The sequence below is a fragment of the Microbacterium sp. 10L49 genome (assembly GCF_056395125.1).
In genome coordinates this window covers 961,135-986,041 of the sequence record NZ_JBFTIW010000004.1, presented here as the reverse complement: position 1 = coordinate 986,041, position 24,907 = coordinate 961,135, and the positions used below count along the sequence as shown (strand labels likewise).

The window sequence follows — 24,907 nt, the reverse complement described above, 5'->3', positions numbered from 1 at the left end:
CACGGTTCCCTCTCCCCCGCTGCCCTCTCCCACGTTCACGGATCCGCTGCCGCTCAGGCGGACGGCGACGGGCTCGACGTCCGCCCGTTCAGCGCGCTCTCGAACTCTTTGCGGATCGTGTCTCCACCGGAGCTCTTCCACGTCGAGATCGCGCTCTTGACGTCGCTCAGCGAAGCGCGGCCGGCGATGAAGTTGGTCACCGCGTCCGAGACGGGCTTGGCGATCGTGAGCCCCTGCTTCGCGTTGGTGGGACTGAACAGGCCGACGGTCGGATCCGGGACGCCGATCGGGACGAGCTTCGAGTACGCGTCGTGAAGCACCTTGATGGCGTCGGGGAACTGCGGCGAGTACAGCGTGTTGGGGCCCGCCGCCAGGTACTTCCACGGCACGGCCGTGTTCAGCGCCGCCGCAGGCGTCGGGATCGGGTTGCCCTTGCCGTCTCGGGTGTAGTCCGTGCCCTCGGCACCGTAGTTCATCAGGAGATACTCCTCGCTGCCGAACGGCGCAGCCAGGAAGTTCGCGACCTGCAGGACCTGCTTGATGTGATCCGCACTGCCCTTCTTGACCATGGTCCAGGCGAAGTCGATGTTGTCCAGCCACACCGTGGCCTTGCCGCCCGTGGCGCTGAACGGGATGAACGGGGCGACCTTGTTCGCGGGGTTCGCCGCGGGGACGGTCTGCTGGTATCCGCCCGGTTTGCCGAATGCCGGCAGCCCGTCGTAGATCTGCGCGACCTGGCCGGAGATGAACGCGTTCGACATCTGCGACTTGGTCCAGCCCTCGCTGCCGGGGGCGAAGCATCCCGCGGCGTAGAGCTTCTGCACGAAGGACACCATCTCCAGATACTCCGGCGTCTCGATGTCCTTCACGAGCTTGCCGCTCTTCATCGTCCAGTTGTAGGGGACGTGGAAGATGTGCTCGAACGGGATGAGGCCGAACTTGGTGCTGCCGAGGGCCCAGCGGTTCGCTCCGGTGAGCTGCTTGGCGAGGGCGAGGTAGTCGTCCGCGTTTTTGATGGTCGAGGTGTCGGTGACGCCCGCGGCCTCGAAGAAGGTCTGGTTGATGAAACCGGATCCGCCGGTCATGCCGCGCGGGATCGGGATGCCGTAGAGCTTGCCGTTCTGCACCGCCGGCTTCCAGAACGCCTGCGGGATGTTGGCGAGGTTCGGATAGTCCTTGGACTTGTCGCCCGCGAGGAACGGGGTGAGGTCCTGACACGCGGATTCCAGGAAGCCGATGATGTCGGCGATGGCCGCGCCGTCATTGAGCATCAGGTCCGGCATGTCCCCACCGGCGATCACGGTGTTGAGCTTGGTGTCGTAGTCGTCACTCGAGACCGCGGTGATGTCGACCGTGCCGCCGAGACGCTTGTTGATCTCCTGCCAGGCCGGGTTGGAGGCGGCAGGCGTCGGCGGCGGGCCGAAGATGTTCGTGATCGCCGTGATCTTCTGTCCCTTGAGGAAGGGCGCCGGCACCGCGCGGAACGGCTTGGCCGGGTAGTTGAAGAAGGCCGCTGGAACGCCCTCGGCGGTTCCCGCGAGGTCGGGCGTGGCCCCCTTCAGCGGGATGTACTTCGGCAGCACCGACGCCGAGGCCGCGGAGGCGTTCAGTGCGCCCTTGGTGCCGCAGCCGGCGAGGGAGCCCGCGGTGACGACGCCGAGGACGCTGAGGGCGGCGAAGGACAGGAAGGTCCGCCGGTTCGTTTCGAGAGCCACGTTGGGCTCCTTTCTGTACAGGGAGGTGGATCGATCGGGTGGAGCGGGCCTCAGCCCTTGACGGCGCCGGTGAGGACGCCCTTGGTGAAGTACTTCTGCAGGAAGGGGTAGACGAGCAGGATCGGGATGACGCTGATGACGACGACGGCCATCTGGATCGCCTGGGACGGCGCCGAGATCTCGCCGACCGAGGCGGTGTCGAGCGGCGATCCGAGCAGCACGTACTGGCGGAGGATCATCGACAGCGGCCACTGGTCGCTGTTCAGGTAGAGCATCGCGTTGAAGAACGCGTTCCAGTAGGCGACCGCGTAGAACAGCCCGACCACGGCGAGCACGCCCTTCGACAGCGGCAGCACGATCTTGACCAGGATCCGGAAGTCGCCGGCGCCGTCGATCCTCGCCGCCTCGAACAGCTCCTGCGGCAGCCCCATGAAGAACGACCGGACCACGACGAGATTGAACGCCGAGATGAGGGTGGGCAGCACCAGCGCCGCGTAGCTGCCGAGCAGGCCGAGCTGCTTGACCATGAGGAAGCTGGGGATGATGCCCGGCGTGAACAGCATCGTGAACAGCGCCGTGAGCAGGATGAATTTGCCGAAGGCCAGATCGCGCCGGGACAAGCCGTAAGCCATGCCGACGGTCGCGGCGAGCGAGCACAGCGTGCCGATCACGGTGATGAGCATGCTGCGCACGAGGGCGGCGGTCACGATGCCGCCGGAGAAGATCGTCTCGTAGGCGGCGAATGTCGGGTGCAGCGGGAACAGCACCAGGCCGTTGGCGTTCGCGATGTCGGTGCTGTCCGAGAGGCTCGTGGAGAGCACTGTGAGGAACGGGTAGATCGTCGCCACGCAGATCAGCGTCACCACGACGGCCTTGCCCGTGATGCCGAGACGGCTGGGCTTCTCCATCCAGGCCGGCCGCGCCGATTCAACGCTGCGGTTCTTGCGTCGGGTACGGGGCATGACGACCGCTCTGGTCGTCAGCTGCACGTCACTTGCCACTGGAGTACACCCCTTCCTGGCCGAACAGATGAGCGACCTTGTTCGCGCCGAGCACGAGCGCGAGGCCCACGGCGCCCTTCACGAGACCGACGGCCGCAGCCGGGCCCCATTGCCCGTTCTGGATGCCGTGGTAGTAGACCCAGGTGTCGAGCACCTCGCCTGCTCCCGCGCCGACGTTGTCGCGCTGCAGCACGATCTGCTCGAAGCCGACCGAGAGGATGCTGCCCAGGTTCAGGATGAGCAGCAGGATGATGACCGGCATGATCCCGGGAATGGTGATGGTCTTCATGCGCTGCCAGGGACCGGCGCCGTCCACGGCCGCGGCCTCGTACAGTTCCTGGTCGATGTTCATGAGCGCAGCGAGGAAGATGATCGTGCCCCAGCCCGCGTCCTTCCAGGCGGATTGGATCGAGACGAGGAACGGGAAGAACCACGGGGTGGTCATCGCCTGGAACGGCTTCATCCCGAGCGCCTCCATGAAATGCGGCACGACGCCGGTCGCACCCAGCACCTGGCCGAAGATCGAGACGATGATGACCCAGCCGAGGAAGTGCGGCAGGTAGACGACGCTCTGCACGAACTTGCGGATCCGGTTCGACATGATGCTGTTCAGCAGCAGGGCCAGCACGATCGGGATCGGGAAGAACAGCACGAGCTGCAGGCCGGTGATCACGAGGGTGTTGCGCAGCGCCTGCCAGAACGTCGGATCCGCGAAGATCTTCACGAAGTTGTCGAAGCCGACCCAGGCGCTGTCGATGAAGCCGAGGTATGGCTGGTAGTCCTCGAAGGCGACGATGTTGCCCGGCAGCGGCAGCCAGTGGAACACCACGAAGTAGAGGAACCCCGGGGCGATCAGCAGCAGCATCATCCGGTCGCGCTTGATCCGCGCCCAGAGGCTGCGCTTGCGGTGCGCGGGGGCGTCGGTCGGCGCTGCCCGACGGCGCCCTTTCGGCGCGGGACGCGCGGAGGGCGCATCCGCGGCGCCACTGACGGGAGGCGTCGTGCTCTGCACGAGCGGCTCGCTGTAACTGCTCATCTTCGACCTCGACCTGCCACAGGGAAACTTCATCGTCCTCGGCAAGAGCTAGAAAGCGCTTGCTGTGCTGCGAACGTACCCGACGGATCTGCGAGTGTCAACGATGCGACCATGTTTCGGCGAAACATTGATTTTCATGGTTTCTGAGCCTGTGGGATTCACCGCGGGCTGGACCGAACGCATAGTATGCGCTTACTATCTGGATGCAGAAAGAAAGGATCGCCGTGGATCACAACCCCTCGACCGCCCACCCCGCCGCCGTGATCGTCATGGCGGAGGACTCCTTCGCGGAGGTGTTCTCCAGGGAGGCGCTCGCGCGACTGCGGAACACGGTCGAGATCGCGGGGCCGCTTCCGATCACGGATTTCGCGGCGCCCGCCGCCCGAGAAGCTCTCCGCGAGACTCGCGTCATGCTGACGGGCTGGGGCGCCCCGCGCATCGATGCGCACGTGCTCGACCTCGCCCCTCGACTCGAGGCAGTGGTGCACACCGCCGGCACCGTGAAGACCTTCCTCGACGCCGAGGCGTTCCGCCGCGGGATCAGGGTGAGCACGGCCGCGGCGGCCAATGCCACACCGGTGGCGGAGTTCACACTCGCCGCGATCGTCTTCGGGCTCAAGCGTGCGAGCCGGTTCGCACATCAGCTGCGCACCACGCGGCGACATCGCATCGTCGACGGGATCCCCCCGATCGGGACCAACGGGGTCACGATCGGGATCCTCGGCGCCTCGAGGGTCGGGCGTGAGGTCATCGCCCTGCTGTCCCGGCTGGATGCGCGGATCCTGGTCTGCGATCCATATCTGACCGCGTCGGAGGCCGCGCGGCTCGGCGTCGAAGTCGTCTCCCTTCCTGAGCTGTGCCGTCGCAGCGACGTGCTCACGCTGCACGCTCCCAGCACGCCGGACACACGCCGCATCATCGGCGCTCGCGAACTCGGGCTGCTGCACGACGGCGCCCTGATCGTGAACACCGCGCGGGGCGCCCTCATCGACACGGACGCCCTGTCCGCGGAGCTCGTGAGCGGACGCCTCGACGCGTATCTGGATGTGACGGATCCGGAGCCGCTGCCGGCGGACTCGCCGCTTTACGCCCTGCCGAACGTGGTGATCACGCCGCACATCGCCGGCGCGCTCGGCAACGAGATCCACCGGCTGGGCGACTCGGCCGTGCGCGAGGTCGAGCAGTACGTTGGTCGAGGGATCCTCGCGCACGAACTCCGTGCCGACGAGCTGGCGTACACCGCCTGATCGAAGCAGAGCACGACGCGAGAGAGCGGGCCGCCGGCCCACGAACGGAGGATGGGATGACGACGCAGGACGATCGCGCCACGGTGGGAGCCATGCACACCGTGACCATGTCCGATGTCGCCGAGCGCGCGGGCGTCTCCTCGGCCACCGTCTCCCGGGTGCTCAACGGCAACTACCCGGTGGCGCAGGCGACGCGCGACGCCGTCAACCGGGCCATCGATGACCTCGGCTACACGGCCAACGCGCACGCCAGAGCGCTCGCAAGCTCGGCGACGCACAGCGTCGGCATCATCGTGAACGACCTGGTCGATCCGTTCTTCTCCTACATCGTGCGCGGCGTCGAGCAGGAGGCCGCCGCCACGCGCCGGCTCTGCATCGTGGCCGCCTCGCAGGGCGACGTCGATCGCGAGATCGAGCTCATCGACCGCATGATCAGCCAGCGCGCCGACGCCGTGATCGTCGTCGGCGGGGGGTACGACGATCCCCGCGCCCGACGCCGGATGGCCGAGCGCGCGCGGACCCTGGCCGGCATCGGATCGACGCTCGTGCTGTGCGGCCGCCCCTCGGTCGGCGAGCAGGCACCGACGAAGATCGTCGGCTACGACAACGAGGGCGGCGCCTTCGCGGTGACGCAGCACCTCATCGCCCAGGGACACCGCCGGATCCTCTACCTCGGCGGTCCGATCGGCCTCTCCACCAGTGTCGCGCGTCTGGCCGGCTTCCGTCGCGCGATGCAGTCCCACGGCTACGAGGTGCCCCCGGAGCTCGTGCACCAGGGGGCGTTCGGACGCCGTTTCGGCCACGCCACGATGGGCGAAATCCTGGACGGGAACCCGGGGATCACGGCGGTGTTCGCGGCGAACGACCTGGTCGCCGCCGGCGCACTGGACGCGATGACCGCACGCGGCGTGCGCGTGCCGGAGGACATCTCGCTCGTCGGCTACGACGACATCCCGCAGTCCAGCGAGCTCACCCCCAAGCTCACCACCGTGCACGTGCCGCTCGAGGACATGGGGCGCGAGAGCGTGCGCCTCGCCCTGAGCCGCACCGACGACGCCTTCGGCCGCCATGCCGACGGCGAGATCATCGTCGGGACGCGCCTCGTCGAGCGCGAGTCCGTCGCTGCGCCGCGCACGACCCCGTGGGCGCCCGGGCGCTGATCCTACGGCGACGATCAGGCCAGCTTCGCTGCCCACACGACGAAGGGCCGCCCATCCGGGCGGCCCTTCGTCGAAATGCGTGCCCCCGACAGGAATCGAACCTGCGACCTACGGTACCGGAAACCGGCGCTCTATCCGCTGAGCTACGGAGGCGTACCGAACGAGCCTAGCATCGGATCCGCCTCCTCTCCGACCGCGCAGGATCCCGGTAGTGTCGCGAGAAACCGACCGATCGATGAGGACCCGATGAGCGCTTCCGTTCCCCCGGCACCCTGGCCGCACACGGCCGTGGAAGAGCCCCGCGTCCCCCGAGGAACGCCGGTCTACACCGCCTGGGGATGGGTGAGTGCCTGGACTACCGTCGCCGGGGTCGCCGTCTCGGCCGTCTCGCTGTGGCTGATGACCGGCCCGATGCTCAGCTACGTGCGACGCGTGGCCGAACTGAGCGGCATGGCCGCCTCTGGGACGAGAGTGCAGCCCGGCGTCGTGTCCGGGATCATCTTCGACCTGATGCCGGGGATCGTTGCGGCGTCGATGCTCGGCACGCTTCTGGGCTGGGCGCTCTATGCGCTCGCGATCGTCGCCGGGTACCGCGATTACGTGCAGCTCGGCCGGCTCGGCTACCCGAAGCGCTTCCACTGGGCGTGGAGCTTCCTTTCGCCGGTGTATCCGATCGGCCGTGCCGTCGTGGTGCGCCGGCAGGCGGGAAGGGGCTCGGCCACGATGTGGATCGCCCTTGCCGCGACTGCTGCGAGCTTCCTGCTCACCATCGGATGGTCGTTCTGGCTGATGTTCGCGATGTTCGATGCCATGCGCTCCGTGATGGGCACGATCGTCTGACCGGGTCACAACGCGGGGTCGGGTCAGAACAGCGCGATCACCAGCAGCACGACCGCGATCAGCGGGGTCGCTCCCTGCACGACCGCAGCGCGGGACTTTGAGCGGTCGGACAGGATGAGCACGAGCGCCGCGGCGAGCATCGATCCGGCTCCCGCGAGCATGAGCGCGATTCCGACACCGGCCGATCCCGCGCCGACGAAGACGATTCCGATCACCACCGTGATCGCGAGGAACAGGTTGTAGAAGCCCTGATTGAACGCGAGCGGTCGTGTCGTCTCGGCATCCTCGGCGGATGTGCCGAAGATCCGCCGCGTCGACGGATGCGTCCAGCGCACCGACTCCAGCACGAAGATGTAGACGTGGATGAGCGCGGCGAGCGCGGCGAACACGGATCCGATCAGCAGGAGCATGGGCCGATTCTGCCGCGCGCCGCGCACCGACGCGAGAGGCGCGCGCTAGCGATGACCTGAATGCACCGGAGCGGCGGTCGCGGGAGGCTCCCCGACCTCGTCGACGGTGTGCCCAGCGCACGGCATTGCGGTCACGCTGGCCCGCTCGATGCGAGAGACCGTGAACCACCGCATAGCGTCACGCAATCGGCACCATCCGACGAGGTACCACTGGCCTTGCGTGGATGCGAACAGGACGGGTTCGACGTCACGTGCGGTTGTCGTCCCGTCCCCCGCCGTGTAGCGGATGCGGACGACACGCTGATCCGCCATCGCCTCCTCCAGCGCCGACCTGATCGCACGCGAAGGCGCGAGAACCGCGTCCACCCAGACGCGCTCGGCCAAGGCGTCCGCCCGTGCGCGGGTCCGGGGATCGAGGACGTCCATGATCTTCCGGATCCCGGCTGCCGCCAGATCCGCGTAGGGGGCATCGGAGGCCGCCGACACGGCCGCCATGAGCGCGACCGCCTGCGCGGGAGACAGGCTGACCGGCGGCAGCGACGCACCCATCGCCATTCCGTAGCCGCCCCCGGGGCCCGGACGCGACCAGATGGGCGCACCACTGCTCTCGAGCGCAGCGAGATCTCTCTTGACGGTGCGAACCGACACGCCGAACTCTCGTGCCAGCCGCTCAGCGGAGCAGCCCCGGGATCCGCTGCGGCGCAGCATCTCAGACAGGGCGTGGAGTCGCTCTGCGCGCTTCACCGCGTCGCCGCCGAATATTTCATGACATAAATAGTGACATACACGTGCCTGCGGTACGCCCGAAGCTGGTGGCATGACACAGAAGACGGAAAGCCCCACCATCCTTCTCATCGCCGGCCATTGGCTGGGCGCCTGGGCATGGGACGACGTGCGCGAGCACCTGGACTCCGCCGGCTCTCACGCCGTCGCGATGACGCCGCCGGGTCTCGACCCCGACGACCCCCAACGGGCCGAGAGGACTCTCGACGACCAGGTCACGGCGATCCTCGACGTCCTGGCTCGAAACGGCGTCTCCGCGAGCAAGCCCGCGATCGTCGTCGCTCACAGCGGGGCGAACTTCCCCGTCTCCCTCCTCCTCGACCGGCACCCCGAGCTCGTCCGTCGGGTGGTCTGGGTCGATTCCGGACCGGTGGCCGCAGGGAGCGCTTTCGCCGCTGACCTCCCGGAGGACGTGCAGGACCTTCCACTCCCCGCGTTCGACGTCCTCGCGCAGCAGGCGAGCCTCGAGGGACTCAGCGCCGAGGTCCTTGCACGCTTCCGAGCCCGAGCCGTCCCCGAGCCCGGCCCCGTGCTGCGCCAGCACGTCGATCTCGTGAACGGCGCCCGCAACGGGATCCCGACCACACTGGTGTGCTGCTCGATCCCGAGCGCGCAGCTGCTGGACCTGGCGCGAGGGGGCCATCCCATGTTCGCCGAGGTCACGAACCTCGAGCACCTCGACGTCGTCGACCTCCCGACCGGTCACTGGCCCATGTGGAGTCGTCCTCGCGACCTCGTCGAGGTCATCCGCTCGGCGGCGTCTCACACCGGTTGAACGGTGCGCGCTCCGACGGGGCCGATCCGTCGCAGCCGGCGGATCAGCCCCGCGGCACGCGGCGGTAGGTCAGATCGCGGATCTCGCGGCCCTTCGCGATGCCCTTGCGCTCGAACGCGGTCATCACGCGCCCGTCGAAGCGCTGCGCCCACTCCCCCTCGAACGCGCGCTCGAACTCGGGCGCCTCGTCGAGCACCTCACGCATCTGCAGCGCGTAGTCCTCCCAGTCCGTGGCGAGTCGCAGCAGTCCCCCGTCGCGCAGAGCTGCGCCCGCGGTGGCGCCGAAGCCCGGCCGCACCAGGCGGCGCTTGGTGTGCCGCTTCTTGTGCCAGGGGTCGGGGAAGAAGATCCACACCTCATCGGCGGAGCCCGCGGGAAGGTACGTGGCGAGCACTTCGGGCGCGTTCGCCTCGATCAGCCGCAGGTTTCGCACGCCCTCGCGCTCGGCATCGAGCATCGTCCTGGCGAGCCCCGCTCGGAACACCTCGACCGCCAGGAAGTCCCGTTCGGGGTGTGCTGCCGAGGCGGAGACGATCGCGTGCCCCTGGCCGGATCCGACCTCGACGGTCAGCGGCGCCTCGCGCCGGTACGCCGCGGCGACGTCGAGCCGCGCTTCGGGGTGCACCGAGGTCCAGGCCACGTTGCGCGGCACATCCAGCACGAAGAACTCGGCCAGTTCGGCGAAGGCGCGCTCCTGCGCCTCGGACATGCGGCCGCTGCGGCGGACGAACGAGACCGGCTCGTCACGGAAGGTACGCGGTTCGGGCATCCCTCCAGGGTATCCGCCGTCCGGCGTCGCGCCCGCCCGTCCTGCCCCGCGGGCGGAGCGGCCGCTCATCGTGCGCCGCCCGAGGCCGGCCCCGCGACGGGTTCCGTCACGAAGTCGATGAGCTCCTCGACGCGGCCGAGCAGCGACGGCTCGAGGTCGCGATAGCTGTTCACCCGCGAGAGGATGCGCTTCCATGCGTGCGCGAAGTCGGCCTGCGACGCGGTCGGCCATCCGAAGGCCCGGCAGATCCCGGTCTTCCAGTCGATGCCGCGCGGGATCTCGGGCCAGGCGCGGATCCCCATCGCTGCGGGCGTGACGCACTGCCACACGTCGATGTATGGGTGCCCGACGATGCGCAGATGAGCGCCGTGCGGGCCGCGCATGATCTGCTCCACGATGCGGGTCTCCTTGGAGCCGGGCACGAGGTGGTCCACGAGCACACCGTAGCGACGGTCTCGCCGCGGCGGAGCCGCGGCGAGCAGCTCCTCCAGCAGATCGACACCCTGCAGGTACTCCACGACGACGCCCTCCGCGCGCAGATCGTCGCCCCAGACCTTCTCCACGAGCTCCGCGTCGTGCCGGCCCTCGACGAGGATCCGGCTCGGCAGCGCGGTGCGCGCACGAGAGTCCCCGACCGCGAAGGATCCGGAGGCGGTGCGCTTGGTCCCGCCTGAGGCCGCGCCTGCCGCGCGAGCAGGGTGCACCAGCCGCACGGGCTCGCCATCGATCATGAAGCCCGCGCCCATCGGGAACAGCCGGCGGCGTCCCCGGTAATCCTCGAGCTCGACCTGTCCGCCCTCGATCCGGGTCACCGCCCCGCAGAACCCGTCCATCGCGACCTCGACCACGAGATCCTTCTCCGCCGCGACGTCCACGGCGACCTTCGCACCGCGCTCGCGCCAACCGCTCGCGAGCACATCGGATCCGTACCTGTCATCCATCGTCCCCAGCCTACCGAGAGCGCCCGTCTCCTCTCGGAGTCCTGCGGCCGGCACGGGCAGGAGAAACAAAGGGAGACACAGCCTAGACTCGCTCCTGGGGCCTGCCGGACCCCGGGAGGAGCGAAGATGCGCGCGCGCTGGGCTGTCGTCGTAGGTGTGGTCCTGGGTGCGCTCGGCATGTCGCTCGGATCCGCATCGGCGCTCGCGAGCACGGACGCGACGGCGCCCGCCCCGGCCTCGGCGCCGGTGACGTTGGGCTCGCAGTTCATCACCGATGAGGTCGGCGCGCTGGGCTCCTCAGAGACGGAAGAGCTCAACAGCCGGCTCGAGGACCTCAGCCGGTCGCAGAACATCCAGTTGTTCGTGGTGTTCGTCGACACGTTCTCCAACCCGGACAACAGCCAGGAATGGACGAACCAGGTCGCGGTCGACAACGGTCTCGGCCAGCAGCAGTATCTGCTGGCTGTCGCCACGCAGTCACGGCAGTACTATCTGTCCGCCGACAAGGCGGGTCCGATCCCGCTGTCCCGCGTGGACCAGATCTCCCAGTCGCTCGTGAATGATCTGCGCACGCAGGACTGGGCCGCCGCCGTTCGCACAGCCGCGGCAGGGTTCCAGGGATCCGGATCCTCGGGGACGGATCTGGGCGGGATCCTGTTGATCGTCCTCTGCGTCCTCGCCATCGTCGCCGCGATCATCGTTCTGGTGGTGATGCGCCGTCGCGCCGCCGCTCGGGTGAAGTCGGTCGCGACCGATCCGGTCGGGGATCCGCTCGATGCCATCAGCGATGAGGAGCTGGCCAAGCGCGCGGGCCTCGCGCTCGTACACACCGATGACGCGATCACGTCCTCCACCGAGGACCTCGGATTCGCCACGGCGCAGTTCGGCGACACTGCGACCAGCACGTTCACCGACGTGGTCGCCAAGGCCAAGAGCAAGCTCGATGAGGCGTTCTCCCTCAAGCAGAAGCTCGACGACGAGGTTCCCGACACAGACCAACAGCGTCGCGACTGGCACCTGCAGATCATCCGACTGTGCGAGTCGGCCGACACTGCGCTGGACGCGAACGTCGCGGCGTTCGATGAGCTCCGCAAGCTGGAGCAGAACGCGGAGCAGGCCCTCGCCCAGCTGAAGGCGCATCGCGCAGCCGCGGCTTCGGCAGTGGCTGCGGCCCCTGCCGCGCTGCAGGCGCTGGCCGCCGAATACGACGCTTCCGCTCTGCAGACGGTCGTCGGCAACCCCGCCGAGGCCGCAAGCCGGCTGGAGCTGGCCGACGCCAACATCGCTCAGGCCGCCGACCTCATCGGGCAGGGGAAGCGCGGTGAGGCCGCCTTCGCGATCCGCACCGGTGAAGAAGGCGTGCTGCAGGCGTCGCAGCTGGCAGCAGCGATCATGACCCTGCAGACCGACCTTGCCGCGACCGAGACACAGGCGCAGGCGCTCATCGCGAATCTCGAGCAAGACCTTGCGGGAGCCGCAGCGCTGCCCGCATCTCCCGAGCTGAACGCCACGATGGCGGCGACCCGCACCGCGCTGGATCAGGCCCGCACCGACGCCACCGGCACGGGACGCCGGCCCCAGGCGGTGCTGGAATCGCTGACGGCGGCCAACACCCGGATCGACAGCACCGTGGACGCGATCCGCAACGCTCAGCAGCAGGCCGAGCGCGCCCAGCAGGTGCTGGAGCAGACGCTCACGCAGGCACGCGCGGAGATCTCGACGGCGAACAGCTACATCACGACGCACCGCGGCGCGATCGGCCCCGATGCGCGAACCAGGGCCGCACAGGCATCCGCGGAGTACGACCAGGCCGAAGCTGCGCGTGTCGCGGATCCGAACGCAGCGCTGCAGCACGCGCAACGGGCGATCGCGCTCGCACGCGAGGCCACCCAGCTCGCCGCGGGCTCCATCGACTCGTGGGGCAACGACGGCGGCAGCTGGGGCGGCGGAGGCGGCGGAAGCCGCAGCGGTATGGGCGACGCGATCCTCGGCGGCATCATCGGCGGCATCCTGTCCGGTGGCGGAAGCGGCCGAAGCAGCGGAGGCTGGGGCGGCGGAGGCGGCGGCTGGCGCTCGAGCGGCGGCGGAGGCGGCGGATTCAGCCCCTCCAGCTTCGGCGGCGGCAGCCGCGGCGGATCGGGCGGCCGCTTCTGACATGCTCGGACACTCGACTTCTCCTGACGTGCACGACCCCATCGACCGGAAATCTGGAAAGGACATCCCATGACCAAGCAGTCCATCTTCGGCCGCATCTCCACCCTGGTGAAGGCCAACGTCAACGCCCTCATCGATTCCGCGGAGGACCCGCAGAAGATGATCGATCAGCTCGTCCGCGACTACACCAACAACGTCGCGGACGCCGAATCGGCCATCGCCGAGACCATCGGCAACCTGCGTCTGCTCGAGCGCGACCACCAGGAGGACGTGCAGTCCGCCGCGGAGTGGGGCAACAAGGCCCTCGCCGCCAGCCGCAAGGCCGATGACCTGCGCGGAGCCGGCAACACCGCCGACGCCGACAAGTTCGACAACCTCGCGAAGGTCGCCCTGCAGCGTCAGATCAGCTCCGAGCAGGAGGCGAAGACGGCCGAGCCGCAGATCGCGGCGCAGACCGAGATCGTCGACAAGCTCAAGACCGGCCTCAACGGCATGAAGGACAAGCTCGTCGAGCTGAAGAACAAGCGCAGCGAACTGCTCGCCCGCGCCAAGGTGGCCGAGGCGCAGACCAAGGTGCAGGACGCCGTGTCGTCGATCAACGTGCTCGACCCCACCAGCGAGCTGGGCCGGTTCGAGGACAAGGTCCGTCGCCAGGAGGCGCTGGCCCAGGGCAAGGCGGAGCTTGCTGCGTCCAGCCTGGACGCGCAGTTCGAGAGCCTCGAGGACATCGGCCAGCTGACCGAGGTCGAGGCCCGTCTGGCAGAGCTGAAGGCCGGATCGACCAAGCCCCAGGAAGCGCTCGAGGGCTGAAATGACCCGCTTCCTCGTCGTCCCGCAGTGGCAGGGCTCCCCTGCCCCGCGGGCGATGCTGCTCACCGAGGGGGCGTCGGCCATCGCCGGCGACCTCCCGAGCGCCCGCACGACGGTGCTGGAGGTCCCGCTCGAGGCCGGCGACGCCGAGGGTACGGGCGTGCACAGGCTCAGCAGCCTGCGCCGCACGAGGGAGCTCATCGAGGAAGCGATCACGGCGCATGCCGAGCCCACGCTCGTGGTGGGCGGTGACTGCGGCGTCAGCGTGGCCGCGGTCGCCGCCCTCCCTGGCGCACTGCACGACGTCGCGATCGTCTGGTTCGACGCGCACCCCGACCTGCACACCCCGGAGTCGTCGACCTCCGGTGCCTACGCGGGCATGGCGCTGCGCGCGCTGCTCGGCCACGACTCGTTCCCGATCGACGGCCCCGCGGGGCTCAGCGCGGAGCGCACGGTGCTCGTGGGCGCGCGATCCGAGGACGACGCCGAGAGCGCGTACCTGGCGGAGTCCGGGATCATCCGACTCGACGACCTCGAGGACGCACGGGCGCTGGCGCAGGCCGTGGCCGCCACGGGCGCATCGCGGGTGTACGTGCACATCGATGTCGACGTGCTGGATCCGTCCGAGCTCGTCGGAGTCTCGTCCGCCGTGCCGTTCGGCCTGCGCACGGCCGATGTCGTCGGCGCGGTGAAGGCGCTGCGCGAGCAATTGCCCCTGGCAGGCGCGACCATCGCCGGTTTCGCCCCGCGCTCCCCCGGCGACGCGGTGCAGGACCTGGGCGCGATCCTGCGTCTGATCGGCGCCCTCGCGTGATCGCGGGCGACGCCGCCCGCATCGCCGCGATCGAAGCCGAGGCCGCCGAGATCCTGGAGCGGTCCCGGCGTCGGGACCTGCGTCTGCCCTCGGTGCTGCTGCGCTCCCCGATCAGCCGTCTCGGATACGCCTGGGGCATGGCCGTGGGCTGGATCTGGGGCGGTCTGTGGAGCACCGGCCAGATCGAACGTCGCGAGGGGCTGTGGATCTTCCGCGGAATGCCCGCGTGGACCTTCGCGCGAGGTGGCGTCTGCGTCGCGGGCTGCTACCTCACCGGCGACGACGTGCCGGACGACCGCGTCCTGCGACATGAGGCCGTGCACAAGCAGCAGTGGCTGCGCTACGGCCTTCTGATGCCGTTCCTGTACCTGTTCGCGGGACGGGACCCGCTGCGCAACCGCTTCGAGATCGAAGCAGGTCTGCAGGACGGGCACTACCTGCCGAGGCGGTGACTCAGGACAGCCCGAAGCGCTCCGGTGCGGTGATCCGCTCGGCGGCCATGCCCAGCCGCTCCCGGAGGTGCTCGGCGATGTCGGCCGTGCCGAGGAAGCCGCAGAGCAGCGTCACTGTGGTGTGCTCCCCCGCGCCGTCGCACAGCATCTCGTCGGACCAGGCGATCGCGGCACGAGCTGCGGCGGTGCCGCGCGCGCAGCGACGCCCGGTGCCGGGCTCACCCGTACGCGAACTCCTCGGCAGCCAGGTGACGGTCATCCGCGGAGGTGCGGAGACCGTGGAGATGGAGTCGGCATCGGGCACCTCGATGAACACGCGGCCGGTCGCGCACAGTGGCAGCGTCGCCAGAGCCGCCTCCAGCTCGGCCAAGGATCCCTCGTCGGCGACGATCAGATGCTGGGCCTTCGTGGAGCGACGCTGGGCACGGCGTTCGGCGCGTGCGGTGGTGCGGATCGCGGTGGTCATGATGTCTCTACGATATCACCGCATGAAGGGTTGCCTAACCTACACCCGACACCGCCGCCGAGTGCCGTCAGTCGACCAGCGCGGCTCCCAGAGCGTCCAGCTCGGCACGGCTCAGCCCGGCGCCGAGCAGATAGTCCGCCGCCGAGCCGTGTCGCTCGTCGATGCTCTTCAGCAGGTCACGCATCACCGGCGCCGGCGACTGAGTCGCCACCGCAATCGCGTCGTGGGCGATCGGCAGCCGCTCCTCGAGCCACTTCGCGATCGCTCGGTTGCGTGATTCCGGAAGCTGCGAGGCGGTCAATGCGTAGTCGTCCACGATCGCATCGCGATCCGCGCCGACGGCGGCGAGCGCGAGCGCGACGCTGACGCCGGTGCGATCCTTGCCGAGCGTGCAGTGCACCAGCGTGGGCTCCCCCTCGGACAGGATCCGGACCACCTGGACGATGCGGTCCGCACCGTCCTCGACGATGTGCCGGTACAGGCCCGCGAGACTCACATCGCCCAGCAGGAACGAGGCGACGGACCCCGCGAACAGAGGAATGCGATCGATGCGCAGCCCGGGCAGCGCACACGGCTCGGCACTCGCCTCGCTGTCATCGCGGAGGTCGACGACGCGCGCGACCCGCTCGGTGAGGAACGAGTGCGCCTCCGGCCCGACGTGCGCGAGGTTCCCGGAGCGGAACAGCACCCCCTCGCGAATACGGGAGGTGCCGGCCGGAATGCCGCCCACGTCGCGCAGATTCGTGATGCCGGGTACGTCGAGCAGGATCATCCGCGCCTCCTCACCGTTCGCCGTTGCCGCATGCCTCCAGCCTAGGGTGTGTCCGCCGCGTCGGGCCCGGTACCGGGCGCCCTCCGAGCCGGCCGGCGAGCGGCAAGGACTCGGGGCATCCCTAGGATGGAGCAGGTGCGTGACGGGCGGCGAAGGGGCTGACGATGAGCGTGGAGATCGGGCGGCGCGGCGTCCTCGACGACGTCCGCGTGGCGGACTTCTCCCGTGTGCTGGCCGGCCCGTACGCGACCATGACCCTCGCCGACTTCGGCGCCGACGTGCTGAAGATCGAGCCGCCGGCCGGTGACGACACCCGGCACTGGCATCCACCCGTCGACGCCGACGGCACCGCCACCTACTTCGGCAGCGTCAATCGCAACAAGCGCTCCATCGCGCTGGATCTGACCCTGGACGCCGATCGCACCCAGGCACTGCGACTCGCCGGTACCGCGGACGTGCTGATCGAGAACTTCCGTCCCGGGGTGATGGAGCGGTTCGGTCTCGGCTTCGACGCCGTCCGCGCCGTCAATCCCGGCATCGTGTACTGCTCGATCACCGGGTTCGGTACCGGCACGGGCGCCTCGCTCGCGGGGTACGACCTGCTCGTGCAGGCCGTGGGCGGGCTGATGTCGATCACCGGCGATCCGGAAGGATCCGCAGCGAAGGCCGGGGTCGCGCTGGTCGACGTGCTGTGCGGGCAGAACGCCGTGGCCGGCATCCTGCTGGCCCTGCGCGAGCGTGAGCGCACGGGCCTCGGCCAGCGCGTCGACGTCAATCTGCTGCAGAGCCTCCTTTCGGCGCTGACGAACCAGGCGGCCTCGACGCTCGCCACCGGGGTCGCGCCCCGGCGTCTGGGCAACCAGCATCCGTCGATCGCCCCCTACGCTCTGTTCCGCGCCGCAGACCGGGACCTGGTCATCGCCGTCGGCAACGACAAGCAGTTCCGCGCGCTAGCCGTCGTGCTGGGACAGGCGGCGCTCGCGACCGATCCGCGCTTCCTCCGCAACGCCGACCGCGTCGCCCATCGGGATGCGCTCACGACGCTGATCGAGCAGGAGCTCGCGCACGCCGAAGCCGCGCACTGGATCGACCGGTTCCGTGCGGCAGGGATCCCCGCCGGCCTCGTGCACGACGTGGCGGAGGCGATCGCCTTCGCCGAAGGATTGGGGCTCGATCCGGTGGTCGCGCTCGGGGCCTCCCGCACGATCGCGAACCCGATCCGGCTCGGCGACGCCCCGGCCGCCTATCGCACACCGCCGCCCGCTCTGAACGACTCCGCGCCCGCCGCCTGGCGCACCGAAAGGACCTGAGATGACGACTGCTCCCCACATCGACGCCGTTTTCGACCTCGACGCTCTGCTCACCCCGGAGGAGCGCGACTGGCAGCTGCGCGCGCGGGCGTTCGCGCAGGAGCGGATCCTGCCGGTCATCGAGGAGGACTTCGAGAACGCGCATTTCCGCCGCGAGCTCATCGCCGAGCTCGGCGCCGGCGGATTCCTCGGCATGCACCTGACCGGCTACGGGTGTGCCGGCGCCGGCGCGGTGTCCTACGGCCTCGCCTGCCTCGAGCTGGAGGCGGCGGACAGCGGGTGGCGGACCTTCGTCTCGGTGCAGGGATCGCTGGCGATGAGCGCGATCGCGAAGTACGGCTCTGAACAGCAGAAGCAGGCGTGGCTGCCGCGCATGGCCACGGGCGATGCCGTCGGCTGCTTCGCGCTCACAGAGCCGCAGGGCGGCAGCGACCCTGCGGCCATGATCACCACGGCGCGCCGGGAGGGCGACGGCTGGGTGCTCGACGGCGCCAAACGCTGGATCGGGCTCGCCTCCCTCGCCGATGTCGCCGTGGTCTGGGCGCGCGTGGACGATCCGGCGTTCGGCGAAGGCGGGCGGGCGGTACGGGGCTTCCTCGTGCCGACCACGACACCGGGGTTCACCGCGACTCCGATCACGGGCAAGCTGTCCATGCGCGCATCCGTGCAGTGCGATGTCGCCCTCGAGGGCGTCCGCCTTCCCGCGGATGCGATGCTTCCCGGCGCCGAGGGGCTCTCCGGCCCGTTCGGATGCCTGAACGAGGCGCGCTACGGCATCATCTGGGGTGCGATGGGGGCGGCGCGCAGCTGCCTCGAGGCGGCGCTGGATCGCTCTACAAGCCGGGAGGTGTTCGGCAAGCCGATCGGGGCCAACCAGCTCACACAGGCCAAGCTCGCCGACATGCTCGTCGAGGTCGAGAAGGGCGTGCTGCTCGCCTTGTATCTCGGGCGCCTCAAGGAGCGCGGCGCGCTCACCGCCGCGCAGATCTCCGTCGGCAAGCTGAACAGCGTGCGCGAGGCGCTCGAGATCGCGCACCAGGCGCGCACGATCCTTGCGGGCGATGGCATCACGAACGCCTATCCCGTGATGCGGCACGCGGCCAACCTCGAGTCGGTGCGCACCTACGAAGGCACCGATGAGATCCACCAGCTGGTGATCGGTCGAGCCCTCACCGGATTGAGCGCGTTCTGATCTGGGATCTCGACTCTGACCCGAGGCTTCCGATGAGGTTAGAGCATTCCGCCTGCATAGGCTCGCTCTGAATTACTGCAAGTTACCTCCTGTGACGCTCCGAGCGCGCACTTTGATCCCTCATTTCACGTCGGCGACTGCGCGGGAGCACAATGAGGGCGTGTCCCACGTCACCCCAGAAGAGATCACCGAGTTCTCCTTCCTCGCCGGTCAGGCCGCGGCGCTCGGCGTCCCGATCCCACCGGTCGAACGCCTGAGCCTGACCCTCGCCGACGGTCGCACGCTGAGCGCGCTGCGCTACGGCGACGAGCCGGTCGAGGTCACCCTGCTGCACGGCGCGGGCCTGAATGCGCACACCTGGGACACCACGGTGCTCGCCCTCGGCCGGCCCGCCCTGGCGATCGACCTCGCGGGCCATGGCGACTCCTCCTGGCGCGACGACGCCGACTACACCGGCCGCACCCTGGCCGCCGACGTGATCGAGGCACTGCGCACCTGGACCGACCGCCCGCAGGTGCTCGTCGGCCAGTCGCTGGGCGGGCTCACCGCGGCAGCGATCGCCGCCCGCGCCCCGGAGCTCGTGCGCGAGCTCCTCGTCGTCGACATCACCCCCGGCGTCGACCAGAGCGTCGGCCCCGCGGCCCTGCGCGAGTTCTACCGCGTGGTCGACGCCGCCTCCCGCGACGAGCTCGTCGAACGCGCCCAGCAGTTCGGCTTCGGCGGATCCCGGGACGACACCGCACGCGGCGTGTTCCTGAACACGAGAGTCCGCCCCGACGGCCGCGTGGAGTGGAAGCACCACTTCGCGCACATCGCGGCTCGGCTGCTGGACGCGCCGCCCGCGACGGCATCGACCGGAGCGCCGTCCGCGATCCTCGGCGAGCACGGCTGGGCGGATCTCGATGCCGTCGTCGCCCCGCTCTCCCTGGTCCGCGCCGGTCACGGGTTCGTCTCGGACGACGCCGAACAGGAGTTCCGCGCACGTGCTCCCCGCGCACGAGTCCTGCACCTCGAAGGCAGCCACAACCTGCAGGAGACGGCCCCGGCAGCCCTCGCCGAGATCATCCGCACCGCCGCAGACAGCATCGGCCCTGAGCCCGTCGAGGAGCCCGGATTGTGACGCCGCGTTCCGCCGCCGAAGCCCGGCGCTGAACGGCCGCCCTAGGCTCGACCGCACACCGCAAGACCCGCACGCACCGCACATCGCACACCCGCACAGCACCCCACAGCACCGCCCGAGAGGATCCCCCGCATGCACCGCACCCGCGCTGCCCTCGCCTCGCGCCGCCGCGCGCCGCGCCGCGCCGCCGTCGCCCTGCTCACCGGCCTGACGGCCGCCGCCCTCATGCTGTCCGCCTGCACCGGATCCCCCGCTCCGTCGGGAAGCAGCGCCTCGGGAGCCGCCGACGCGAACGCCACGCTCACGGTGGGCCTCGTGCTCGAACCGTCGAACCTCGACATCCGGCACACCAGCGGCGCCGCGCTCGAGCAGGTGCTCGTCGACAACATCTACGAGGGGCTGGTCAGCCGCACGCAGGACAACAAGATCATCGACCGGCTCGCGAAGAGCCACGACATCTCATCCGACGGCCTGACGTACACCTTCGTGCTGAACGACGGCATCACCTTCCACAACGGCACGAAGCTCACATCATCCGACGTCGTCGCCTCGCTGCAGACCGCCAAGGACGACAAGACCGTCCAGGGGCACGCCGACCTCGCCGACGTCGCGTCGATCGAAGCCAAGGATGACAAGACGGTCGTCATCACGCTCACGCAACCCAGTCAGAACTTCCTGTTCAGCCTCACCGGCGCCGCGGGCCTCGTGTTCCAGAAGGGCGACACGACCGACCTGCAGGCCGCCGAGAACGGCACGGGGCCGTTCACCCTCACGCAGTGGAAGAAGGGCGATTCGCTCTCCTTCGCCCGCAACGACACGTACTGGGGCGCCAAGGCCGGCGTGAAGAGCGTCGTCTTCGACTACATCCCCGATTTCACCGCCGGCGTGAACGCCGCGCAGAGCGGCACGCTGGACGTGCTCACCGCGGTGGACGCGAACCTCGCGCCGCAGCTCGATAAGAACGGGACCTTCACCATCACGAAGGGCCGCACCACCGACAAGGGGACCCTCGCGTTCAACAACGCCAAGGCCCCGCTGAACGACCAGCGCGTCCGCGAGGCGCTGCGCCTGGCGATCGACCACAAGGCGCTGATCGAGGCGCGCGGCGTCGGGACGACCCTGTACGGTCCGATCCCCCAGCTCGACCCCGGGTACAAGGATCTGTCCAGCACGGCGCCGTACGACCCGGAGAAGGCCAAGTCGCTGCTCAAGGAGGCGGGCCAGGAGAATCTCGCCCTCACCCTCACGATCCCCTCGTTCTACGGCACGACGGTTCCGCAGCTGCTCACCAGCGACTTCAAGAAGGTCGGCGTCACGCTCACGGTGAACTCGGTCGAGTTCCCCGCGTGGCTGGACTCCGTCTACACCAAGCACGACTACGACCTCAGCTTCGTGCTGCACGTCGAGCCGCGCGACTTCGGCAACTTCGCCAATCCGGACTACTACTTCGGCTACAACAACCCCGAGGTGCAGAAGCTCTACGCGCAGTCGCAGACCGAGCTGGACGCGAAGAAGTCGGCCGACCTGCTCTCCCAGGCCGCCGAGATCGTCGCGAAGGACGCCGCGGCCGACTGGCTGTACGAGGATCAGACCCTGACCGCGGTGCGTTCCGGGGTGAACGGCTTCCCGAAGGACTCGATCAACTCGCGGCTGGATCTGCGCGGCGTCACCGTCACCAAGTAGCCTCAGCCCTGTGCTCCGCTACGCGCTCACCCGGGGAGCCCTGCTCATCGCGGGGCTCCTCGTCGCGAGCGCGCTGATCTTCCTCGCACTGCGGGTGTTCCCGGGCGACGTGGCGCAGCTGCTCGCGGGGAACAAGGCCACGCCGGAGCAGGTCGACGCGATCCGCAAGGGCCTCGGTCTCGATCAGCCGCTCGTGCTGCAGTACCTCGGCTGGATCGGGGGCGTGCTGCACGGCGACCTGGGCACGTCGCAGCTCAACGGCGCCTCGGTCGCCGCCGAGCTCGCCCAGAAGGCCCAGGTGACGGTGCCGCTCGCGACGCTGTCGCTGCTCGTCGCCCTGATCATCGCCATTCCCCTGGGCATCGGATCGGCCCTGCTGCGCGGACGCGCGGCCGGCACGGCGCTGAACACGGCGGCCCAGGCGGTCGCCGCCGTCCCGGTCGTCTGGGCGGGCATGATGCTGGTCGTGGTGTTCGCGGTGTGGCTGGGCTGGCTGCCCGCGCAGGGCTTCCCCCGTGGGGGCTGGGCGGATCCCGGCGCGGCGCTGCAGGCGCTGATCCTGCCCGCGTTCACGATCGGCACGATCGAGGGGGCGCTGCTGCTGCGCTTCGTGCGCAGCGCGACCCTGCAGGCCGCAGGACAGGACTTCGTGCGCACCGCGGCGGCGAAGGGGCTCACTCGCAACCGCGCCCTCCTCCAGCACGGACTGCCGGCGGTCGGGCTCTCGATCATCACCGTGCTCGGCATCCAGGTGGCCGGCATCATCGTCGGATCCGTCGTCGTCGAGCAGCTCTTCACGCTGCCGGGGATCGGGCGCATGCTCGTGGCCGACGTCGGCACGCGCGACCTCGTGAAGGTGCAGGGCGAGCTGCTCGTGCTCACCGGCATGGTGCTCATCATCGGCTTCGTCGTGGATCTGCTGCACCGCGCGCTCGACCCCCGGCAGCGGGAGGCCGACGAATGACCACGCTGCGCCGCCTCCGCTCCTCCGCCGCCGGGCTGTTCGGCCTCATCGTCGTGGCCGCCATCCTCGTCATTGCCGTCGTCTCGCTGTTCTGGACGCCGTTCGACCCGCGCGCCACCGATGTCGCCTCCCGCTGGCTGGCCCCGAGCTGGCCGCATCTGCTCGGCACCGACCTGACCGGTCGCGACATCCTGAGCCTGATCATGGCCGGATCCCGCACGACGGTGCTCGTGGCGGTCGGTGCGGGTGTGATCGCCACCCTCGTCGGCCTCGCCCTCGGTGCGCTGGGCGCGCTCACGGCGCGCTGGATGCGCGAGACCGTGGCGGTGCTCGTCGACGTCCTCATCGCGTTCCCCGTGCTGATCATCGCGATGCTGATCTCCACGGTGCACGGCGGATCCCTCTGGGTCGTCGTCTGGGCCGTCGGGATCGGATTCGGCGTGAACGTCGCCCGGGTCACCCGCCCCGAGCTGCGGCGGGTGCAGCACAGCGACTTCGTGGTGGCCGGACGCGCCTCCGGCCTCACCCCGCTGCAGAACCTCGTGCAGCATCTGCTGCCCAACATCGCCCCGGTCTTCATCGTGCAGCTGAGCTGGGCCATGGCCACGGCGGTGCTCGCCGAGGCCGGGCTGTCGTACCTCGGCTTCGGCGCGTCGGTCGTCGACCCGTCCTGGGGCATCCTGCTGGCCGACCTGCAGCGCTACGTCCAGATCCACCCGCTCACCGTGGTGTGGCCCGGGCTCGCGATCACGATCACGGTGCTCGCGTTCAACCTGCTCGGCGACGCGCTGCGCGACGCGACGGATCCCACGCTGCGCACCGGATGGCGCCCGGCGAACCGGGCACGGGCCGGCCAGCCGCGCCTGCCGGAGGTGACCGCATGAGCCTCGAGGTGACCGACCTCGTCATCGAGATCGACGGCCGCCGGGTCGTGGACGGCATCTCGTTCGCCGTGCGGGATGGCACGCGCCTGGGGCTCATCGGCGAGTCCGGATCCGGCAAGTCGCTCACCGCGCTCGCGATCATGGGGCTGCTGCCGGACGGCGCCACGGCGTTCGGCAGCGTGCGCTGGAACGGCCGGGAGATCCTGAACCTGCCCGACCGCGAGCTCGCCGGGATCCGCGGCGACGAGATCGGCATGGTGTTCCAGGAGCCGCGCACCGCTCTGAATCCGATCCGCACGATCGGCCGCCAGATCGCGGAGACGATCCGGATACACGAGCGCATCGGCCGGCGCGCCGCCAGGGTTCGAGCGATCGGCGAGGCGGCCCGCGTCGCTCTGCCGGATCCCGAGCGCATCGTGGACCGCTATCCGCATCAGCTGAGCGGCGGCCAGCGCCAGCGCGCCGCGATCGCCATCGCCCTCGCTGCGAGGCCGCGACTGCTCATCGCCGACGAACCGACGACCGCGCTGGACGTGACCATCCAGGCCGGGGTGCTGCGCCTGCTGCTGTCGCTCGTGGAATCGGACGGGATGTCGCTCGTGTTCATCACGCACGACCTCGCCGTGCTCGCGCAGGTCGCGACGCACGCCGTCGTGCTCGCCGACGGCCGGGTGATCGAATCCGGACCGCTCGAGACGCTGCTGACCGCGCCGGAATCGCCGATCACGCAGGGCCTGCTGCGCGACGCGACGGCGACCCTGTGGCGCGGGGAGGAGGAGGGATGAGCGACCCGATCATGGTGCCGGACGCCGCGCACGACGAGCCGTTGATCCGCGCGCGAAGGCTGCGCCGCGAGTACCTCGCAGCCCGGAAGGAACCGTTCGCGCGGCGGGCCCGCTCAGTCGCTCTGGACGACGTGGACCTCGATGTCATGGCAGGTCGCGCGCTCGGCATCATCGGCGAATCCGGATCCGGCAAATCCACCCTGATCCGGCTGCTGCTGGGGCTCGACCGCCCGACGGCGGGCACCGTGCACGTCGACGGACGCCCGGTGGACGCACGTGCGTCGGCGCGGGCGCTGCACTGGCTGCGCCGCGAGACGGGTCTGGTCTTCCAGGATCCGTACGCCTCTCTCGATCCGCGCCAGTCGGTCGGCCGGATCGTGTCGGAGCCTCTGCGCGCGCTGGGCATCGACGGCGTTCACCGCGCCAGAGTCGCCGAGGTGCTCGACCGCGTCGGCCTGGATCCCGAGATGGCATCGCGCTACCCGCACGAGTTCTCCGGTGGCCAGCGTCAGCGCGTGGCCCTGGCCCGCGCGATCGCGCATCGACCCCGGATCCTGATCGGCGACGAACCGATGTCCGCTCTGGACGTCACCGTGCGCGCACAGATCCTCGACCTGCTCCGCGAGCTCAGCCGTGACGGCATGACCCTTGTGCTGGTGTCCCACGACATCGGCGTGGTGCAGAACCTGTGCGACGACGTCGCCGTGATGAAGGACGGACGCATCGTCGAGCACGGGTCCACCGCACGCGTGCTGCATCACCCCGAGCAGGACTACACGAAGCGGCTGCTCGCGGCGATCCCCGTCATCCCGGGGCGCTGAGCC

At 69.6% G+C, this 24,907-nt stretch carries 25 protein-coding genes and 1 tRNA gene; 16 read left to right on the top strand and 10 right to left on the bottom strand.

The genetic code is table 11. From position 1 onward, the window contains the following. Positions 1–53: 53 nt before the first annotated feature. From AC1DCT_RS17495 to AC1DCT_RS17485, 3 genes are read right to left on the bottom strand one after another with little or no spacing between them, the layout of a single operon-like run. On the bottom strand, positions 54–1,715 hold the full coding sequence (locus AC1DCT_RS17495; protein WP_477430486.1) for an extracellular solute-binding protein: 1,662 nt from the start codon (positions 1,713–1,715) through the stop codon (positions 54–56). A gap of 50 nt (positions 1,716–1,765) precedes the next feature. Then, positions 1,766–2,677, bottom strand: coding sequence for a carbohydrate ABC transporter permease (locus AC1DCT_RS17490; protein ID WP_477430485.1), 912 nt, complete (start codon positions 2,675–2,677; stop codon positions 1,766–1,768). A 28-nt stretch (positions 2,678–2,705) separates the two neighbouring features. After that, a complete protein-coding gene (locus AC1DCT_RS17485) occupies positions 2,706–3,752 on the bottom strand; it encodes an ABC transporter permease (RefSeq protein ID WP_477430484.1) in 1,047 nt (348 codons plus the stop codon). Between the two features lie 224 nt (positions 3,753–3,976). On the opposite strand from AC1DCT_RS17485, the gene AC1DCT_RS17480 reads away from it, so the two are divergent. Further along, positions 3,977–4,999: a hydroxyacid dehydrogenase gene (locus tag AC1DCT_RS17480; protein ID WP_441976768.1), complete on the top strand. Its 1,023-nt coding sequence runs from the start codon at positions 3,977–3,979 to the stop codon at positions 4,997–4,999. A gap of 56 nt (positions 5,000–5,055) precedes the next feature. Next, positions 5,056–6,159, top strand: coding sequence for a LacI family DNA-binding transcriptional regulator (locus tag AC1DCT_RS17475; protein WP_477230717.1), 1,104 nt, complete (start codon positions 5,056–5,058; stop codon positions 6,157–6,159). A gap of 80 nt (positions 6,160–6,239) precedes the next feature. On the opposite strand, the gene AC1DCT_RS17470 is transcribed toward AC1DCT_RS17475, so the two are convergent. Further along, positions 6,240–6,312: transfer RNA gene (locus AC1DCT_RS17470), tRNA-Arg, on the bottom strand. A gap of 93 nt (positions 6,313–6,405) precedes the next feature. Here AC1DCT_RS17470 and AC1DCT_RS17465 point away from each other — a divergent pair. After that, positions 6,406–6,999 (top strand): hypothetical protein, encoded by a 594-nt coding sequence (locus AC1DCT_RS17465; RefSeq protein ID WP_477430483.1) that lies wholly within the window; start codon positions 6,406–6,408, stop codon positions 6,997–6,999. A 23-nt stretch (positions 7,000–7,022) separates the two neighbouring features. Here AC1DCT_RS17465 and AC1DCT_RS17460 read toward each other — a convergent pair whose 3' ends face one another. Together AC1DCT_RS17460 and AC1DCT_RS17455 are read right to left on the bottom strand one after the other, a co-directional pair. Further along, positions 7,023–7,409 carry a DUF1304 domain-containing protein gene (locus tag AC1DCT_RS17460; RefSeq protein WP_477430482.1) on the bottom strand — a complete coding sequence of 129 codons (387 nt, stop codon included), beginning with the start codon at positions 7,407–7,409 and terminating at the stop codon, positions 7,023–7,025. 45 nt (positions 7,410–7,454) lie between these two features. After that, positions 7,455–8,153 (bottom strand): helix-turn-helix transcriptional regulator, encoded by a 699-nt coding sequence (locus tag AC1DCT_RS17455; RefSeq protein WP_441976765.1) that lies wholly within the window; start codon positions 8,151–8,153, stop codon positions 7,455–7,457. A 73-nt stretch (positions 8,154–8,226) separates the two neighbouring features. Here AC1DCT_RS17455 and AC1DCT_RS17450 point away from each other — a divergent pair, with 73 nt between their 5' ends. Further along, positions 8,227–8,967: an alpha/beta fold hydrolase gene (locus tag AC1DCT_RS17450; RefSeq protein ID WP_441976764.1), complete on the top strand. Its 741-nt coding sequence runs from the start codon at positions 8,227–8,229 to the stop codon at positions 8,965–8,967. 43 nt (positions 8,968–9,010) lie between these two features. Here the strand turns inward: AC1DCT_RS17450 and trmB are convergent, their stop codons facing one another. Both trmB and AC1DCT_RS17440 read right to left on the bottom strand, forming a co-directional pair. After that, positions 9,011–9,736 carry a tRNA (guanosine(46)-N7)-methyltransferase TrmB gene (trmB, locus tag AC1DCT_RS17445; RefSeq protein WP_440732241.1) on the bottom strand — a complete coding sequence of 242 codons (726 nt, stop codon included), beginning with the start codon at positions 9,734–9,736 and terminating at the stop codon, positions 9,011–9,013. Between the two features lie 65 nt (positions 9,737–9,801). After that, on the bottom strand, positions 9,802–10,677 hold the full coding sequence (locus tag AC1DCT_RS17440; RefSeq protein WP_477430481.1) for a DUF3097 domain-containing protein: 876 nt from the start codon (positions 10,675–10,677) through the stop codon (positions 9,802–9,804). Between the two features lie 126 nt (positions 10,678–10,803). Here AC1DCT_RS17440 and AC1DCT_RS17435 point away from each other — a divergent pair, with 126 nt between their 5' ends. From AC1DCT_RS17435 to AC1DCT_RS17420, 4 genes are all read left to right on the top strand, one after another. Beyond that, positions 10,804–12,831 (top strand): TPM domain-containing protein, encoded by a 2,028-nt coding sequence (locus tag AC1DCT_RS17435; RefSeq protein WP_477430480.1) that lies wholly within the window; start codon positions 10,804–10,806, stop codon positions 12,829–12,831. 69 nt (positions 12,832–12,900) lie between these two features. Next, positions 12,901–13,641 (top strand): PspA/IM30 family protein, encoded by a 741-nt coding sequence (locus AC1DCT_RS17430; protein ID WP_477430479.1) that lies wholly within the window; start codon positions 12,901–12,903, stop codon positions 13,639–13,641. A gap of 1 nt (position 13,642) precedes the next feature. Continuing rightward, a complete protein-coding gene (locus tag AC1DCT_RS17425; protein ID WP_441976760.1) occupies positions 13,643–14,455 on the top strand; it encodes an arginase family protein in 813 nt (270 codons plus the stop codon). Next, positions 14,455–14,907, top strand: coding sequence for a Fe-S oxidoreductase (locus AC1DCT_RS17420; protein WP_441976789.1), 453 nt, complete (start codon positions 14,455–14,457; stop codon positions 14,905–14,907). The genes AC1DCT_RS17425 and AC1DCT_RS17420 overlap by 1 nt, the downstream gene beginning before the upstream one ends. A gap of 1 nt (position 14,908) precedes the next feature. On the opposite strand, the gene AC1DCT_RS17415 is transcribed toward AC1DCT_RS17420, so the two are convergent. Next, positions 14,909–15,373 (bottom strand): SIP domain-containing protein, encoded by a 465-nt coding sequence (locus AC1DCT_RS17415; protein ID WP_477430478.1) that lies wholly within the window; start codon positions 15,371–15,373, stop codon positions 14,909–14,911. 67 nt (positions 15,374–15,440) lie between these two features. Further along, entirely contained in the window at positions 15,441–16,145 is a 705-nt protein-coding gene (locus AC1DCT_RS17410) for a tyrosine-protein phosphatase (RefSeq protein WP_440732247.1), read from the bottom strand. A 164-nt stretch (positions 16,146–16,309) separates the two neighbouring features. On the opposite strand from AC1DCT_RS17410, the gene AC1DCT_RS17405 reads away from it, so the two are divergent. The 8 genes from AC1DCT_RS17405 to AC1DCT_RS17370 all read left to right on the top strand — a co-directional run bounded on the left by AC1DCT_RS17405 (position 16,310) and on the right by AC1DCT_RS17370 (position 24,904). Next, positions 16,310–17,455, top strand: a complete 1,146-nt coding sequence (locus AC1DCT_RS17405) for a CaiB/BaiF CoA transferase family protein (RefSeq protein ID WP_477430477.1) — start codon at positions 16,310–16,312, stop codon at positions 17,453–17,455. A 1-nt stretch (position 17,456) separates the two neighbouring features. Further along, positions 17,457–18,647: an acyl-CoA dehydrogenase family protein gene (locus AC1DCT_RS17400; protein WP_477430476.1), complete on the top strand. Its 1,191-nt coding sequence runs from the start codon at positions 17,457–17,459 to the stop codon at positions 18,645–18,647. Between the two features lie 160 nt (positions 18,648–18,807). Next, positions 18,808–19,767 carry an alpha/beta fold hydrolase gene (locus AC1DCT_RS17395; RefSeq protein ID WP_477230727.1) on the top strand — a complete coding sequence of 320 codons (960 nt, stop codon included), beginning with the start codon at positions 18,808–18,810 and terminating at the stop codon, positions 19,765–19,767. A gap of 132 nt (positions 19,768–19,899) precedes the next feature. After that, complete coding sequence (locus tag AC1DCT_RS17390) at positions 19,900–21,450, top strand: ABC transporter substrate-binding protein (RefSeq protein ID WP_477430475.1); 1,551 nt, start codon at positions 19,900–19,902, stop codon at positions 21,448–21,450. A 10-nt stretch (positions 21,451–21,460) separates the two neighbouring features. After that, the gene (locus AC1DCT_RS17385; RefSeq protein WP_477230729.1) at positions 21,461–22,414 is read left to right on the top strand and encodes an ABC transporter permease; all 954 of its coding nucleotides are present in this window, start codon (positions 21,461–21,463) and stop codon (positions 22,412–22,414) included. Beyond that, a complete protein-coding gene (locus AC1DCT_RS17380) occupies positions 22,411–23,298 on the top strand; it encodes an ABC transporter permease (protein ID WP_477430474.1) in 888 nt (295 codons plus the stop codon). Before AC1DCT_RS17385 ends, AC1DCT_RS17380 begins: the two co-directional genes overlap by 4 nt. Continuing rightward, positions 23,295–24,083 (top strand): ATP-binding cassette domain-containing protein, encoded by a 789-nt coding sequence (locus tag AC1DCT_RS17375; protein ID WP_477230731.1) that lies wholly within the window; start codon positions 23,295–23,297, stop codon positions 24,081–24,083. Before AC1DCT_RS17380 ends, AC1DCT_RS17375 begins: the two co-directional genes overlap by 4 nt. After that, entirely contained in the window at positions 24,080–24,904 is an 825-nt protein-coding gene (locus AC1DCT_RS17370; protein WP_477430473.1) for an ABC transporter ATP-binding protein, read from the top strand. The genes AC1DCT_RS17375 and AC1DCT_RS17370 overlap by 4 nt, the downstream gene beginning before the upstream one ends. Positions 24,905–24,907: the final 3 nt, after the last annotated feature.

What these genes read in the sequence shown, in the direction of transcription:
- AC1DCT_RS17485 (WP_477430484.1), bottom strand. Translation starts at nt 3,752, where the DNA reads ATGAGCAGTTACAGCGAGCCGCTCGTGCAGAGCACGACGCCTCCCGTC.
- trmB (WP_440732241.1), bottom strand. Translation starts at nt 9,736, where the DNA reads ATGCCCGAACCGCGTACCTTCCGTGACGAGCCGGTCTCGTTCGTCCGC.
- AC1DCT_RS17425 (WP_441976760.1), top strand. Translation starts at nt 13,643, where the DNA reads ATGACCCGCTTCCTCGTCGTCCCGCAGTGGCAGGGCTCCCCTGCCCCG.
- AC1DCT_RS17400 (WP_477430476.1), top strand. Translation starts at nt 17,457, where the DNA reads ATGACGACTGCTCCCCACATCGACGCCGTTTTCGACCTCGACGCTCTG.
- AC1DCT_RS17430 (WP_477430479.1), top strand. Translation starts at nt 12,901, where the DNA reads ATGACCAAGCAGTCCATCTTCGGCCGCATCTCCACCCTGGTGAAGGCC.
- AC1DCT_RS17435 (WP_477430480.1), top strand. Translation starts at nt 10,804, where the DNA reads ATGCGCGCGCGCTGGGCTGTCGTCGTAGGTGTGGTCCTGGGTGCGCTC.
- AC1DCT_RS17450 (WP_441976764.1), top strand. Translation starts at nt 8,227, where the DNA reads ATGACACAGAAGACGGAAAGCCCCACCATCCTTCTCATCGCCGGCCAT.
- AC1DCT_RS17370 (WP_477430473.1), top strand. Translation starts at nt 24,080, where the DNA reads ATGAGCGACCCGATCATGGTGCCGGACGCCGCGCACGACGAGCCGTTG.
- AC1DCT_RS17380 (WP_477430474.1), top strand. Translation starts at nt 22,411, where the DNA reads ATGACCACGCTGCGCCGCCTCCGCTCCTCCGCCGCCGGGCTGTTCGGC.
- AC1DCT_RS17465 (WP_477430483.1), top strand. Translation starts at nt 6,406, where the DNA reads ATGAGCGCTTCCGTTCCCCCGGCACCCTGGCCGCACACGGCCGTGGAA.
- AC1DCT_RS17375 (WP_477230731.1), top strand. Translation starts at nt 23,295, where the DNA reads ATGAGCCTCGAGGTGACCGACCTCGTCATCGAGATCGACGGCCGCCGG.
- AC1DCT_RS17405 (WP_477430477.1), top strand. Translation starts at nt 16,310, where the DNA reads ATGAGCGTGGAGATCGGGCGGCGCGGCGTCCTCGACGACGTCCGCGTG.
- AC1DCT_RS17460 (WP_477430482.1), bottom strand. Translation starts at nt 7,409, where the DNA reads ATGCTCCTGCTGATCGGATCCGTGTTCGCCGCGCTCGCCGCGCTCATC.
- AC1DCT_RS17410 (WP_440732247.1), bottom strand. Translation starts at nt 16,145, where the DNA reads ATGATCCTGCTCGACGTACCCGGCATCACGAATCTGCGCGACGTGGGC.
- AC1DCT_RS17475 (WP_477230717.1), top strand. Translation starts at nt 5,056, where the DNA reads ATGACGACGCAGGACGATCGCGCCACGGTGGGAGCCATGCACACCGTG.
- AC1DCT_RS17490 (WP_477430485.1), bottom strand. Translation starts at nt 2,677, where the DNA reads ATGCCCCGTACCCGACGCAAGAACCGCAGCGTTGAATCGGCGCGGCCG.
- AC1DCT_RS17390 (WP_477430475.1), top strand. Translation starts at nt 19,900, where the DNA reads ATGCACCGCACCCGCGCTGCCCTCGCCTCGCGCCGCCGCGCGCCGCGC.
- AC1DCT_RS17415 (WP_477430478.1), bottom strand. Translation starts at nt 15,373, where the DNA reads ATGACCACCGCGATCCGCACCACCGCACGCGCCGAACGCCGTGCCCAG.
- AC1DCT_RS17440 (WP_477430481.1), bottom strand. Translation starts at nt 10,677, where the DNA reads ATGGATGACAGGTACGGATCCGATGTGCTCGCGAGCGGTTGGCGCGAG.